The following is a 14433-nucleotide window of genomic DNA, read 5'->3' as shown; positions in this document are numbered from 1 at the left end:
ATGAGTAACGACGTTCACGCCGATACCAGCGTCATCCGTGCGCTACGACGCATCCGGGGCCCACAAACCCAGCGCAACCGCGAACTATGGCTGCTCATTTTTGCCAGCGTTGTCAGTGGCGCTGCCATCACACTCGTACAACTGGGTGCCCTCGACACGATCGACCCGATGATCTTGTTCATCGGTGGCGGCCTGGCACTGCTCGCCTTTGCTCTGCACATTGTGCTGCGTTTTGTAGCAGCCAATGCCGACCCTTTCGTGCTGCCGATCGCCACGGTGTTTACCGGCCTGGGTATCGCCATGATCTACCGACTCGACCTTGCCGATGACGCCACCGGATGGGCAGCGTTCTCGAACAAACAGCTCGCGTGGACAGCTATTTCGCTGGCCGGCGCCATTGTTGTTGTCGTGGTGCTGCGCAACTATCGTGTGCTGTTTCGCTACACCTACATCATTGGTCTCGTCGGTATTGTGCTGCTGCTTCTGCCGCTTATTCCGGGCCTGCGTATTGATGAAGCCAACGCCGACGTGTGGGTGAGCGTGGGCGGACTCTTTGCCTTCCAACCGGGTGAACTGGCAAAAATTTGTCTCGCCATTTTCTTCGCCGGCTATCTGGTGCGCACCCGCGAAAGCCTGTCGTCGGTAGGGCACCGCGTGCTCGGCATCACATGGCCCCGGATGCGGGAACTGGGCCCCGTGATCGTGGTCTGGCTGATCTCACTCGGCATCATCATCTATCAGCACGACCTCGGTACCGGGCTGCTGATCTTTGGCATGTTCATCGCCATGATCTATGTGGCCACCGGAAAAACAAGCTGGGTCATCATCGGGCTCGCACTCGTCGGCATCGGAGCCGTGCTTGCTACCCGGTTTATCTCGTATGTGTATGGCCGGTTCGAAAACTGGTTGTTCGCTTTCAACCCCGAAGTGTATGAGGCAACCGGCGGCAGCTATCAACTGGTCAGCGGTATCTTCGGGCTTGCCCACGGTGGTCTCTTGGGCACCGGTTGGGGTCAGGGCCGCCCGCACCTGACGCCGCTCGCCGAAAGCGACTACATTATCCCGAGCCTCGGCGAAGAACTCGGGCTCATCGGGCTGTTCGCCATCCTGTGCCTCTACATGGTTTTTGTTAGCCGCGGCCTGCGTATCGGTCTTGCGGGGCAAGACGATTTTGGCAAACTTTTGGCCACGGGGCTCTCCTTCACGATCGGTCTGCAGGTTTTCATCATGGTCGGCGGTGTCACCCGCGTGATTCCTCTCACGGGTCTCACGACTCCTTTCCTGGCAGCCGGTGGGTCATCACTTGTAGCAAACTGGCTTATCGTTGCCCTTCTCCTACGCATATCTGATGGCGTACGACGGCAACCCAGGGTGGTGATCGGATGACGAAAGAGTTACGGCGGCTGAGCCTGCTTATGCTGCTGATGTTCTTCTCGCTATTTGCGGCCATCAGCTGGATTCAGGTGGCGCAGGCAGAAACACTGGCCCAGAACGACCTCAACAAGCGGGCGCTTCTCGACAGCTACCAGGTGCAGCGTGGTTCGATTATTGCCAGCGGCACCCCGATCGCAACGTCAACGCGCTCCGACGACGTCTACACGTATCAGCGGGTTTACGATGATCCGCTCATGTGGGGTGCTGTCACCGGTTTCTACAACCCCGTACTGGGTAGCGCGACGGGTATCGAACGTGCACTCAACAGCTACCTGACCGGCACCTCGAGCACTCAGTTTTTCTCCACCATCGAACGCATTATTTCGGGACAACCGCAAAAAGGCTCGAATGTGCAGCTCAGTCTTGACCCGGTGGCACAGCAGGCAGCCTTCGACGCACTCGAGGGCTACCAGGGCGCCGTCATCGCGATGGAGCCATCGACCGGACGCATTCTTGCCATGGTCTCGACGCCCGGTTTCGACACCAATGAACTTGCGGTGCACGACGCCGATGTTGTCGAAGACACCTACAGCGCACTCGACAACGACCCGGAAAACCCGCTCTACAACCGCGCGCTCGGCGGCGACATGAACCCGCCGGGGTCAACGTTCAAGATCGTCACGGTGGCAGCAGCGCTCAGTTCGGGCAAGTTCACCATGGACTCCACACTGCCCAATCCCGCCACCTATACCCTGCCGGGCACAACAACGCCCGTGCGCAACGCATGGGGTGGCACCTGCGGCTCGGGTAAAACAGTCAGCATCCGGGATGCCCTCAGCATGAGCTGCAACATTCCCATGGCCGAGCTTGCTGTCGCGGTTGGCGCCAAGGGAATTTTAGAGACGGCCGAACGCTTCGGTTTTAACAGCGATTTTGAAACCCCCCTCGAAGCCGCAGCCTCGACCTACCCGCGAGGCCTCTCTGCCGACAAAGTGGCACTCACCGGATTCGGGCAGGGCGATGTGCGCGCCACACCCCTGCAAATGGTGATGGTGGCCGCTGGCGTAGCCAACGAGGGCGTTGTTATGAACCCTCGACTGGTCGACCGTGTCATCAGCGACAACCTATCGGTATTGAAAGAATTTGAAAGTTCCGAGTTTGGGCGTGCTCTCGAGCCCGAACAATCTGCGGCTATTACTTCTGCACTTGTCGCAAGTGTCGATAGTGGTGCTGCTCAGGGTGCAAGAATAGACGGAGTCGACGTGGCCGGAAAGACGGGCACGGCCGAAAACGGCGACACCAACCCTTACACACTGTGGTTTACCGGATTTGCGCCTGCCGACAATCCGAAAATCGCAGTGGCGGTTGTCGTCGAAGACGGCGGGGGCATGGATCAGTCCGGATCCGGGGATGGCATTGCATCCCCGATTGCTAAGAAGGTCATAGAGGCGGTGCTGGGCAAATGAGGCCGACGCAGGGTGTGTCGTTCGGTGGGCGGTACGAGCTGCTCTCTCGAATTGCTATTGGCGGTATGGGCGAGGTGTGGGAAGCAACTGACCACGTCATCGGTCGAACCGTCGCCATCAAGATCCTCAAAGACGAGTACATGGGTGATCCCGGTTTTCTCGAGCGCTTCCGCGCCGAAGCCCGGCACGCAGCACTCGTCAACCACGAGGGCATCGCCAGTGTCTTTGACTACGGCGAAGAAAACGGCAGCGCCTATCTGGTGATGGAGCTGGTGCCCGGCGAGGCACTGTCAACCATCCTGGAGCGCGACGGTGCCATTAGCGCCGATAAGACGCTCGACATCGTTGCGCAAACCGCCGCTGCCTTGCAGGCCGCGCACGCCGCAGGTCTTGTGCACCGCGATATTAAGCCGGGTAACCTTCTCATCACCCCCGACGGCCGCGTCAAGATCACCGACTTCGGTATTGCGCGCATTGCCGACCAGGTGCCGCTGACGGCGACGGGCCAGGTCATGGGTACGGTGCAGTATCTGTCTCCCGAACAGGCATCCGGCCACCCCGCCTCCCCCGCTACCGACACCTATTCGCTCGGTATTGTTGCCTACGAATGCCTTGCCGGGAAGCGCCCGTTCACGGGCGAATCGCAGGTGGCAATCGCGATGGCGCAAATTAACGAACAACCGCCGCCTCTTCCGGCCACCGTGCCCGGCCCGGTGCAAAACCTGGTCATGGCGATGATCGCTAAGAAACCTGCCGATCGACCCTCGTCTGCGGCATCCGTTGCCCGCGCAGCTCAGGCTCTGCGCCGTGGTGACTTGCAGTCGGCAACCATCGCGGTTCCTGCCATTAATGGCGAAGAGAGCCCGGATGCTACTACCCAGCTGTTTGCAGGTGTTGGCGGCGAAGACGCCACCATGATGCTGCCAGCAACAACGCCGCTGCCCACCGACGATGCAGCCGACGAAGAAGGTGCGCAAAAGAAGAAGCGCAGCCCCTGGACGTGGCCGCTCATCGCGCTCATCGCACTGCTGGTGCTCGTACTCGGCGGATCACTGTTCGCTCTGCTCAACGGTGACTCGCAGCCTGAGCCCGACCCAAGCAGCCCAACGGCAACTGCGACAAGCACGCCCACACCCACCACAACGCCTACACCGACCCCGACCGAAAGCAATCGGGTGTCGCTGGCATCACTCGACCTCATAGGACAATCGTGTGATCAGGGTGTGGCCACGGCCGAAGACGCAGGGCTTGACGCCACCTGTGTGACGGGAGACGCCGCGCCCAGCGACGACCAGATTGGTTTGGTCTACAAGACTGATCCCAGCGGCGGCTCCGTCGATAAGGGTTCGCTCATCACGCTCACGATCTACGGTGACCGTGTTCCTGTCGGTGCGCCCGAGTCGGCCCCGTGGCTCGACGGCGAAGCCCTTGCCGGCGAGACAGTCACGCTGCAGTGGGACTCCTTCACCTGCCCCAGCGGCACGGGCAACGTCAGCGGATACAAGGTGACGCTCACGGGCGCCACGTTCGATAACGGTGACGTACAGCGAACGTTCTCGCCCCAGCAGCTGAACTCACCCATCATCGTCGCCAACGCACCCGGTGGTGTCGTCACAGCTACCTACTCGGCCACCTGCTCGGGTGGTTCGGGCGGCGACATCCGCACCTCGGGCGACTCGCCCCAGATGAGCGAACCGATTGCTTCTCCTGCCCCCGACGACCCTGAACAAGACGAGAGCGAATAAACAGTTACTCTAAGACAGTTACTTCAGTAAGTCAGTAAGGGGGGCGATTGGTGGCCAGCGGCAAGCGCGTGCTTTCTGGGCGTTACCGCGTCGACGAGATGATCGGCCAGGGTGGAATGGCTCGCGTCTACCGCGGCTATGACATGCGCCTCGATCGCGAAGTTGCCGTCAAGATACTCGATCCCAAGCTCGCTCACGACCGCGCTTTTCGTACCCGCTTTCGCCTCGAAGCGCAGGCCGCTTCACGCATGTCGCACCCGTCGATCGTGCGAGTGTTCGATGCCGGCGAAGACTCGTCGACCGAGGGCGAAGACCCGGTGCCGTTTATCGTCATGGAACTGGTTCACGGCAAGCAGCTCAAAGATGTGATCGCTGAGGGGCCTATTCCTGTTGCCGATGCGCTGCGGTACGTCGACGGGATTCTCGAAGCCCTCGAATACTCGCACCGGGCCGGTATTGTGCACCGCGACATTAAACCCGGCAACGTGATGGTCACCGAATCAGACACCATTAAGGTGATGGATTTTGGTATTGCCCGTGCCGTCTCTGACTCATCATCGACCGTGGCCGAGACCACGCAGATCATTGGCACGGCCTCCTACTTTTCTCCCGAGCAGGCAAAGGGCGAACAGGTCGATGCCCGCACCGACCTGTATTCAGCCGGAATTGTGCTGTACGAGCTACTCACCGGGCGCACTCCTTTCCGGGGTGAAACACCGGTTGCCGTGGCCTATCAGCACGTGAGTGAGGCGCCCGTTCCTCCGACAGAAGAAAACACTGAAGTTCCTGGTGCACTCGACCCCGTTGTTCTCACGGCCCTGGCCAAAGACCCCTTCCAACGCTACCAAGACGCAGCGAGTTTTCGGCGCGCCCTCGACGAAGCAGCCACCGGCAAGGCGCCCTCCAAACGCAAGCTGGGCGCTTTGTCGAACGAGTTGTATGGTGCCGACCCTCGACAGGCCGCGGAGACCGCGCGAACCCTGCGCCAGCTGAGCTCTGACACAACCGTTACCCGCACACAAACCGGCCCGCCCGTCGCCTGGATTTGGACCGGCATAGCGATTCTGGCGATTCTGCTCGTGTCGGTGCTGTTCTGGGTGCTGAGCATCCGATCGGTGCCACAAATTCCCACCACCGCACGCACCGTGCCCGTTCTTGAAGGCTCCACGTGGGAACGTGCAGAAGCCGATCTGTTGGCCGTTGATCTCGTTGCCGTGCGCATTGACCAAACCAACGGCGAGGTAGCAAAGGGCAACGTTATTGGTTCGGAGCCCGGTGCCGGAACACATCTCGAACCCGGCCAGAGCGTCACGGTTTACGTGTCGTCGGGAGCAGAGATGGTGACCGTGCCGTCACTTGAAGGGCTCGACGAAGCCACGGCGCGCGAACAAATAGAAAAGGCCGGGCTCGTCGTGGGCGTTGTCTTACAGCGCAACGACCCCGAACTGGCCAAGGGCACTGTTATCCGAGCCGTTATTGACGGCGTCGACGCCGTACCCGACTCAGAAGTGGTCCCCGGCTCGGTGATCGACCTGACCGTCGCCAGCGGTGTCGTCTCTGTCGACGACGTCAAAGGCTGGGAGCTGTCTGCCGCAGTTGCCGCGCTAGAAAAACTCGGACTCACCGCCACAACCGTCGCCATCGACGACTGTGCCGCCACCGACCCGTACACGGTCGCCTCCATGTCCGTCGCTCCCGGAGACGTCACGATCCGGTCAACCGTCGAGCTGAATTACTGCGCAGGAGAATAGGCGCGCGGGCAAATAAGCGTGCCGAGAGTAGGGCTGCGCCCGCAGCATGGGGCCCGTGCGCAGCATCCGGCAATAATTATTCTTCGATAACGATGTCACCCGGCAGAATAATGGGACTCAACCACGGGAAGACATACCAGAAGAGACCATAAAGAACCGCTGCGATCAACGCAAGAAGCAGAATGAGCTTGATCACCCACGGGCCCGGCAAGAGCCGCCACAGTGCTCCATACATCAGAGTCCCTCCTCGTGCAGTGAATCGGGTTCGCCCTCGGCGCGCGGCTGGAAACCCTCAAATACACCGTAGGCAACAATACGCTCAGCCAGCGAATACAGCGGCGAGCAGGCCGTGAGCGTCAGATACTTTTCGCCCGTGTTCGCGGCAGGCACCTGAGGAACAGGCAGCAGCACATCGACGCGATCAGGCGTCACATACTCGAGCGTACGAAAACGGTACGTGTACCAGCCCTCCTCGGTCTCGATAATGATCGGGTCGTTCAACCGCAGCGAGTCGATGTGGCGCAACGGCGCGCCCCAGGTTGTGCGGTGCCCTGCAACAGAAAAGTTGCCCTCTTGACCGGGCATAACCGACTGATCATAAACACCGATCCAGCCGTTATCGAGTGTGATCGGTCGCGTCACACCACCGGCCAGCTCGGTCGCGTAGTCGTCGCCAAAACGGGGCACCCGCATGACGCCAACAACCTCACCCTCACCCGGATGCTCCATACGGGGAGCCTCCCACTGCGGCGCAGCATCCGGGTCGTCAGGGTTCTCCAGCAGCGGCGGCGGCTCGGGGGCAGGCCCATTCGACCACGATGATGACAGCTCGTTACCGCGCGCATTGTTCTCGGCACCAATAATGATGTCGCCGATCCACATTTGCCAGGCTACAAACAGCAAAACAACAGCACCCGCTGTGAGCAAAAGCTCACCCAAAACGCTGCCAAACGTGGCTCGTGGCCGCCGGGCACGCCGTAATGAGCGGCGTGAAGGATGGCTTGCGGTCGCGCTCGTCATAGCGGTGAGCCTATCGACTCTAGGTGAATGCTTTCTGATGGGTAGACTGTGCGCATGGCACGATCCGGTAAGTCCGAAGAACCCGTTGTTGAGCACCCCGATGGTGATGCTCCGAATGCTGTTTGGTTCAAGCCCGTCATGGTGGGCTTCATGCTCCTTGGTCTCGTGTGGATTCTGGTGTTTTACATCAGTGGTTCACAGTTCCCGATTCCTTCGATTGGGGCATGGAACCTACTCATCGGTCTCGGCATCGCCATGATCGGTTTTCTTATGACCACTCGTTGGAGATAATTGTCCCGTTCCGCCCGGCGCTCTCGGTACTGTTCGAGAGCGCCTTTTCTTTGCCCTCGTGACTATCCACAGAAAAGTTATCCACAGGCTGTGCACATGTGAATAACATGCATGTAATTCTCCCCAGCTGTGGATGAATATTGTGGATAACTATGCGGTTAACGCAAAAAAGACGCTGTCCACAGGCATGTGGATAACCTGTGGACAGCGTTGTGAATGAGTGGGCTACCGCCGTCTCTTACTGTGTCAGCAGTACGGGCGGCACAACAGCCACCACAATCAGCAGCACGGCCGTGAGCGCTGCCAGCAACAGAACGCGCATCGTGGCGCTTTTGTGTCGGGCCGTGCGGGCATAAATAAAACCAATAATGGCGCCCACCACCAGGCCACCCACGTGCGCCTGCCATGAAATATTGTTGCCGGGCAGAAAACCAATCACCAGGTTGATACCCAAGATGATCACAATGCCGCCGACATCGGCGCCCATGTGACGGCCAATCGAGAACAGCGCACCCATCAAACCAAATACTGCACCGGATGCCCCGATGACCGCTGATCCCGGAGAAATGAGCGCGACCGCAACAGACCCGCCCAGACCGCTCAAAATATAGAGCGCAAGAAAACGCCACTTGCCCACTATCGGCTCGAGAATGCGGCCCAGCATCCACAGGCCCAGCATGTTGAGCGCCAGGTGCAGAAAGCCAGAGTGTACAAGGAGCGCGGTGAGCATCCGCCACGGCTCAAAAGAGGCATTAACGAAAAGCTGCGGATACAGGTACGGGGCATAAAACAGCAGCGACGATTTCACCGTGTTACCTACCGTGCCGGGGATCATGCCCAGCAAGCTCACGGCCACGGTCACCATGAGAATGATGTTTGTTACCGGCATCCGGCCACCGACAAGTGCAGCAACGCGGCCCTGGCCCGAATGACGCTGCGCTTTGCGCTGAGCAGGAGACTGTTCGCGGCGCTGCTGTTTCATACACTCGGGGCAGATGACGCCCACGGGTGCAGGAGTTTGGCACTCACTGCACACCGTGCGCGTGCATCGCTGACACAGCACAAAACTTTGACGCGACGGATGCCGGTAGCAAAAGTTGTCGCGCGAAGAAGCGTCGGTCATCGTGTTGTTCGTGGCTCGTTACACTGCGGCAATATCGACCGAGTGCAAAATGACGTCGTCGACGGGGCGGTCGGCCGGGCCGGTCTTGACAGCCGAAATAGCGTCAACAACGGCACGCGAATCATCGTCGGCGACCTCACCAAAAATGGTGTGCTTGCCGTGCAGCCACTGGGTTGGTTCGGTGGTGATGAAGAACTGTGACCCGTTGGTTCCCTCGGCCGCGCCGGTGATGGCGTTCTGGCGGAGACCAGCGTTGGCCATGGCCAGCTTGTAGGGGGCGTCGAACGTCAGTTCACCGTGGATCTCATCATTAAATGTGTATCCGGGCCCGCCGATACCCTGACCGAGCGGGTCGCCGCCCTGAATCATGAAACCGGGGATGATGCGGTGAAAAATGACGTCTTTATAGAGGGGGCCCTCACCCGGCTGGCCGGTGGTGGGGTTTGTCCACTTTCCGGTGCCATCAGAGAGACCAACGAAGTTCGCTACCGTGCGCGGAGCGTGGTCGCCAAAAAGGTTGACGACAATGTCGCCGTGGTTCGTGTGCAGAGTCGCAACATGTGTGGGGTTAGCCATGACATCTATTCTCGCAGAGCTTTTCAGTACCAGGTTTCTTCGAGTTCAGCCAGTATTCGGGTGAACCGGGCTTACGTCTGGCAAGATGGAAGATTCCGAACCGCAACTCGATCGGGAGGGCACCGTGGGCCTCAGCCGCAAACGCAAGAAGGAACTCCGTCGACTGCAGAACGACGCTAACCGACTATGGGAGTCGCAGCAGGTTCTCGTGAACGACGCCGCAAACGTGGCCCGTGCAGCGAGTCGCCAGCTGGGCAACTTTGGTCGTGAGCAGGTCGTTCCGGCGGTACAAGATGTTTATGATCACCGGGTTGCACCCGTTGTCGAGCGCAGCCGCAAGGTTACTCGCAACGTTGTCGACAACCGGGTCGTGCCTGCCGTTGGCACTCTGATGGGCACGGCCATGTCAGCGTGGGATGTCGCAAACCAGAAGCGTCGCGCCATGGCGCAAGGTTCGCGGTTTGTTCCGGCACGTTTCGTTCCCGAACCTGAGCCGAAGAAACGCGGTCTCGGTTCGGTCATCGCAATCGTGCTGGGTGTTGCCGCCGGTGTCGGCGTGCTGTATGCCGCATGGCAGGCGCTGCGCACCGACGACGAACTGTGGGTTGCTGACGACCCGCTCGGTAACCCCGAAGCGTGACTTCTTCACCGGTGAGCGGGTCGGATGACGATCCGCTCACTCGTGTGTCTTCGCAGGCTCCGCCTGCTGACCGCACAGGCACTCGTCACTCGGGTCCCGACCACACTCGCGTTACTGCCGCGGCGCAAGCGCGTGATCTTGCGATTGAAATTCGCTCCCGGCCCGCCGCATCATCCCTGGCCGAAGCCGCTGCAGGCTTAGGTATCGCCGAGCACGACATCGTCAAAACCATTGTCGTCAAACGGCATACTCCGCAGGGGGCACCTCCTGCCTATCTTTTTGCGCTCGTGCCCGGTGGTCGCCGCATTTCGTGGGCACGGCTGCGCACGGTTGTCGGCGTCAATAAACTCCGGATGCCGGAGCCTGAGCTTGCCCTCGAGGCCACAGGCTATGAGCGCGGCGCGATCGTTCCCATCGGCAGCACGCACGACTGGCCCGTGTTCGCCGGTTCATCCATCATCGGCCGACGCATCGCGATGGGTGCCGGAACCCGCGGCTACAGTCTGTTCGTCGACGCCGACGACCTCATCGCCGCATATAACGCTACGGTCGCCGATATTTCTGAGCCCGAAGAGCGCGCTTAAACGCTGCTAAGCCCTGCAAGCGCGAGACCGGTCCAGACCAGATTCACTTGCTGCAGATCTGCGACCTCATCGAGTGGAAACCAGGCGGCTTTGTCGGTTGAGCCACCGGTTTCAAACCGCAGTTCCCCGCCAACAATATGGGCCCGATAAATAATGCGCAGCGTGTGCAGCGGAACCTTCTTGCCCTCGCTCAGCCGCTGTTCCAAGGGAATAACCCGCGAATCAACACCCAGAAGCTCATCAAGCACAACCTCGTACCCGGTTTCTTCCCACACTTCACGGCGTGCAGCATCAGCCGGGTCCTCCCCCGGCTCGAGCCCCCCGCCCGGCAGAGTCCACGCGGCGCCCCTATCGTGACGCCAGTGAGCAAGGAGCACCCGATTGTTGTCGTCGGTGATGATTGCGTAGGCGGCAACGCGAATATCCATAGGTTTACAGTAGTCGCCCGGGGCACAGCATCCGGATGCTTGAGGCCGTGGCACCTACCTGGATCGCGGCGGGTCGCCACAGGGCACAACACGCCGCACCACACGCAAACACACGGCGTGTCGTGACCGGTCGCGCAAAAGAACCCGACACAAACCCCACCACAGGACACAACACGCCGCACCACACGCAAACACACGGCATGTCGTGACCGGTCGCGCAAGAAGTAACCGGCGAATGAGTGAGCGCGGGAGGGCACGCGCAAGAAGTAGGCGCAAGAAGAGCGCCGACGCGGAGGATGCAAAGAAGTAAGGCGGGGCGCGAGGGTTAGCCACCATCCTCGCGCCCCGCAGTCGAGTTACCGGCCCCGCTTTTTGCCGGCCGTATGGCGTCCGAGCGCGATCGTGACGGTTGCCGAGGGGTCGGCCGGGTCGTCACCACCGAGCGGGTCGGCTCCTGGGAGCACAGGGCCGTGCCGTTTTGCGGCCGCGGTGAAGGAGCGCCGCGAGAGAACTGCCTGCAGTCCGTAACCGATGATGAACACCATCAGGGTGAATATCAACGCCATCGCTGCACCCTGGTCGGGTGAATAGAGCTGTGCGGAACGTGGGTTGATCATGGCGTAGATGTACATCGACAGCGGTCGGGATTCGGGGGTGGCCAAGAACGCCGGCAGCGTGAACTCATTGGTGCCCAGAATAAACAGTTGGATCCACACGGCAAAGACTGTCGGTGCCAGTAGCGGCGCGATGATGCGACGGAAGGCTTCGAGCCTGCTCGCCCCGCTGGCGACCGCGGCTTCTTCGAGTTCTTTTCGAATCTGTAGCGTCGCGCTATATGAGGCCCGGTAGGCGATCGATACCCGGTACGAGTAGGCGATGATGAGAGCCAGGATGGTGCCCGCTAGCGGGATGATCGGGTTGATCACCATGAACAGCAAGAACATCGCAAAACCGGCGATGGTTGCGGGAATCGCCACGGAGGATGACGCGAAGAGGTCCATCGCTTTCGTCCAGAACGATGGTTTACTGCGTGCAATACCGTAGGCGAGAACGGTCGCGGCTACGCAGGCGAGGGTTGCCGAACCACCGGCGATCAGCACGGTGCGGCCGAGGGATGCCCAAAACTCACCGTCGGCGAATACGGCACCGAAGGCTGAAAACCGCGTGTGATTGAGCACGGCATCGAGTGAAAAGCCGATCGGGTACGGCGTAATTGCCGACCAAAATAGGGCAAACAGGGGTAGAACTGCCGTCAGCAGCACGAATGCGCCCACAGCGATCATGACCGGAACTTTCCACACACCCAACTGCATCGTGGTGGGGCGGAAACCCTTACCCGAGACTGAGGCGCGGCGTTCGGCATCGCGTGTGGCCCGCAGGTAGATGAAGAAGGCGATCGTGGTGATGATTAAGAAGATGAGACCCCAGGCTGCGGCCAGGCCGTACTGCGGTAGTTCGCCCGAGCGGGCACTAATGAGCACCCAGAGTTTGAGGGCAAAGATCGACTTGCCCGACTCCTGGCCGAACAGCAGCGGCACTTCGAGGCTCCCCAGCCCCAAAATGAAAGTGAGCACGGCCACACCCAGCAGGCCCGGCCACAGCATGGGTAGCGTGACTCGACGCAGAGTTTCTGGCCAAGAAGCCCCCGAGACACGCGCTGATTCTTCGAGCGAGCCATCCATATTGGTGAGGATCGGCACAATCATCAGGTACGGAAACGTCACGCTAGTGAGCGACTGAATAACAATGAGCGTCGGAAAAGCGTAGGGGTTGATGGGCACATCGCCAGTGAATGGCAGCAGTCGCAACAGCTGATTGAGTACGCCGGTTTCTGGCGAAAGCATGAGCAAAAATGCCTGGGCCTTCACAATGGGCGGGATGATATACGGCACAATCACGAGCGCTGAGATCACGGCCCGCATGGGTGCGTCGGTTCGTACCGTCACCCATGCCAACCCGAACGCCATCAGTAGCCCCAGCGTTGTTGCTCCCCCAACAAAGGCCGCGGTTGACCCGATGACCGACCAGAAGTCGTCACGCAAACCCCACAGGGTGACGAAGTTTTCTACACCCCACTGGGCCGAAGAGACTCCGAATGGTAGGAACGGACCACGAAATGCTGTGATGACCTGAATGATCAGTGGCAATGCCAGCAGCAGAAATATGATTCCGCCGGCGATGATCATCACCACGGTCATCGTGGTGGGTCGCGACCGCATCGCTTTCGTGGTCCGTCCTCGCTGAAACATGGTTATCCGTTCAGTGCCTCGTCGGCCGCGTTGATCATGTCGTTCCATTGATCACGCGTCTCTTGTGTCTCTGTTTCTGCGCCGTCCGTGATACCCAGCAGCAGAGCGTCAGCGTTGATCTTCATGAGACCCTCCGCCGAGTCGAACAGCGACGTGGGTAGACCGGCATACGGCACCTGTGTCGTAGCAAAACGCTCATCGGTCATCCGCAGGTTGAGCCAGTCGGGGTCGAAAGCGTTCCACAGTGTCCAGAGCATGGCGCCGGGCTTGTTCTTCGCGTCAACGTTCACACCCGAATACTGCGCAAAAACACCCGAGTGTTCGAAGGGCGCAACTTTGAGCGAGGGGTTCGGGTTGAACAGCGTCTGGTTGAGGGCAACAGGTACATCACCGCTTGACAGCGGAGCGTTCTGGTCTTCTAGCAGGGTGAGGTTACCCGACGACTTCAGGTCGGTGATGAGGTCGACCATGGCTTCTTCGCCGTTGGCCATGCCGTAGCCGGCGAACACGATCGGGTTCCATCCGGTTACCGAAACTTTGCCCTTGTATTTCTCATCGAGCAGGCCTTCGAGGGTTTCGGGTACGTCGATTTTGTCGCTGTTGTACTGCATGAGCGTTCCGTTGATGCTGTCGGGCATCAGTTCGGGGGCACCGATTTCAAAGAACTCTTCTGGCACACCGAATGTGGTCCAGTCGACGTCTTCCCAGAATCCTTCGTCGTACATCGCCATCATCGATACGAGTGAGCCAGAGACAATGTCGGTGTTTCGGCTACCGGTGGCCTTGGCCGAGATAATGGCAGAAGAAATGTTGTAGGTGAGCCCGCGGGTTTCAATAGTGAGGCCCGGATACCGCTCGGTAAACAGCTGGATAATGTCGGGGCTCAGCTCATACCAGTCCCAAATAACAACGCGGCCACCGTCGGTTTCTTTGGCCTGTTCGTAGAGCGCGTCGAGCTGCCGATCAATTTCAGGCCAATAGTCGTCGTAAAAGTTTTCGCAGCGGGTAAACGCACCCAGCTGTACGGCGTCGCACGTGATTTCGTTGCTGGCGACAGTGTCGTCGGGTTCGACAGCGGCAGGTGCGGCTTCGCCGCCACCCGAGCTGCACGAACTCAGAATTAGTGCGCCGGCAGCGGCCAGGGTGATGACGCTCCAGTGTTTTCTCATGATCCGTGTGTCCTCTC

14 protein-coding genes are annotated in these 14433 nt (G+C 59.9%); 7 read left to right on the top strand and 7 right to left on the bottom strand.

Annotated features, from left to right (window positions below; all coding sequences use genetic code 11):
• The 4 genes from ACQUSW_RS08480 to pknB are packed head-to-tail and all read left to right on the top strand — an operon-like array spanning position 1 to position 6336.
• Positions 1-1386: an FtsW/RodA/SpoVE family cell cycle protein gene (locus tag ACQUSW_RS08480; protein WP_428931849.1), complete on the top strand. Its 1386-nt coding sequence runs from the start codon at positions 1-3 to the stop codon at positions 1384-1386.
• On the top strand, positions 1383-2840 hold the full coding sequence (locus ACQUSW_RS08475) for a peptidoglycan D,D-transpeptidase FtsI family protein (protein ID WP_428931848.1): 1458 nt from the start codon (positions 1383-1385) through the stop codon (positions 2838-2840). Before ACQUSW_RS08480 ends, ACQUSW_RS08475 begins: the two co-directional genes overlap by 4 nt.
• Positions 2837-4585, top strand: a complete 1749-nt coding sequence (locus ACQUSW_RS08470; RefSeq protein ID WP_428931847.1) for a protein kinase domain-containing protein — start codon at positions 2837-2839, stop codon at positions 4583-4585. The genes ACQUSW_RS08475 and ACQUSW_RS08470 overlap by 4 nt, the downstream gene beginning before the upstream one ends.
• 50 nt (positions 4586-4635) lie before the next feature.
• Positions 4636-6336, top strand: coding sequence for a Stk1 family PASTA domain-containing Ser/Thr kinase (pknB, locus tag ACQUSW_RS08465; protein WP_428931846.1), 1701 nt, complete (start codon positions 4636-4638; stop codon positions 6334-6336).
• Between the two features lie 76 nt (positions 6337-6412).
• Here the strand turns inward: pknB and ACQUSW_RS08460 are convergent, their stop codons facing one another.
• Together ACQUSW_RS08460 and ACQUSW_RS08455 are read right to left on the bottom strand one after the other, a co-directional pair.
• Positions 6413-6571 (bottom strand): hypothetical protein, encoded by a 159-nt coding sequence (locus tag ACQUSW_RS08460; RefSeq protein ID WP_428931845.1) that lies wholly within the window; start codon positions 6569-6571, stop codon positions 6413-6415.
• Complete coding sequence (locus tag ACQUSW_RS08455; protein WP_428931844.1) at positions 6571-7356, bottom strand: class E sortase; 786 nt, start codon at positions 7354-7356, stop codon at positions 6571-6573. The genes ACQUSW_RS08460 and ACQUSW_RS08455 overlap by 1 nt, the downstream gene beginning before the upstream one ends.
• Before the next feature lie 54 nt (positions 7357-7410).
• Between ACQUSW_RS08455 and ACQUSW_RS08450 the strand changes: the two genes are divergently transcribed.
• Entirely contained in the window at positions 7411-7647 is a 237-nt protein-coding gene (locus ACQUSW_RS08450; protein WP_428931843.1) for a cell division protein CrgA, read from the top strand.
• A gap of 238 nt (positions 7648-7885) precedes the next feature.
• On the opposite strand, the gene ACQUSW_RS08445 is transcribed toward ACQUSW_RS08450, so the two are convergent.
• Positions 7886-8629: a rhomboid family intramembrane serine protease gene (locus ACQUSW_RS08445; protein ID WP_428931842.1), complete on the bottom strand. Its 744-nt coding sequence runs from the start codon at positions 8627-8629 to the stop codon at positions 7886-7888.
• Positions 8630-8788: 159 nt separating this feature from the next.
• Entirely contained in the window at positions 8789-9346 is a 558-nt protein-coding gene (locus ACQUSW_RS08440; RefSeq protein ID WP_428931841.1) for a peptidylprolyl isomerase, read from the bottom strand.
• A 124-nt stretch (positions 9347-9470) separates the two neighbouring features.
• On the opposite strand from ACQUSW_RS08440, the gene ACQUSW_RS08435 reads away from it, so the two are divergent.
• On the top strand, positions 9471-9986 hold the full coding sequence (locus tag ACQUSW_RS08435; protein WP_428931894.1) for a DNA helicase: 516 nt from the start codon (positions 9471-9473) through the stop codon (positions 9984-9986).
• Positions 9987-10129: 143 nt separating this feature from the next.
• Entirely contained in the window at positions 10130-10570 is a 441-nt protein-coding gene (locus ACQUSW_RS08430; RefSeq protein ID WP_428931893.1) for an aminoacyl-tRNA deacylase, read from the top strand.
• On the opposite strand, the gene ACQUSW_RS08425 is transcribed toward ACQUSW_RS08430, so the two are convergent.
• The 3 genes from ACQUSW_RS08425 to ACQUSW_RS08415 form a co-directional block, all read right to left on the bottom strand.
• The gene (locus tag ACQUSW_RS08425; RefSeq protein ID WP_428931840.1) at positions 10567-10998 is read right to left on the bottom strand and encodes an NUDIX hydrolase; all 432 of its coding nucleotides are present in this window, start codon (positions 10996-10998) and stop codon (positions 10567-10569) included. The two genes, ACQUSW_RS08430 and ACQUSW_RS08425, sit on opposite strands and share 4 nt — an antisense overlap.
• 356 nt (positions 10999-11354) lie before the next feature.
• A complete protein-coding gene (locus ACQUSW_RS08420; RefSeq protein ID WP_428931892.1) occupies positions 11355-13184 on the bottom strand; it encodes an ABC transporter permease in 1830 nt (609 codons plus the stop codon).
• 65 nt (positions 13185-13249) lie between these two features.
• On the bottom strand, positions 13250-14416 hold the full coding sequence (locus ACQUSW_RS08415) for a hypothetical protein (protein WP_428931839.1): 1167 nt from the start codon (positions 14414-14416) through the stop codon (positions 13250-13252).
• Positions 14417-14433 lie beyond the last annotated feature (17 nt).

Source organism: Microbacterium luticellae (genome assembly GCF_050408645.1).
GTDB lineage: Bacteria > Actinomycetota > Actinomycetes > Actinomycetales > Microbacteriaceae > Microbacterium.
Note: the sequence above shows the minus strand (reverse complement) of the source record. Positions and strands in the feature narration are given on the sequence as shown.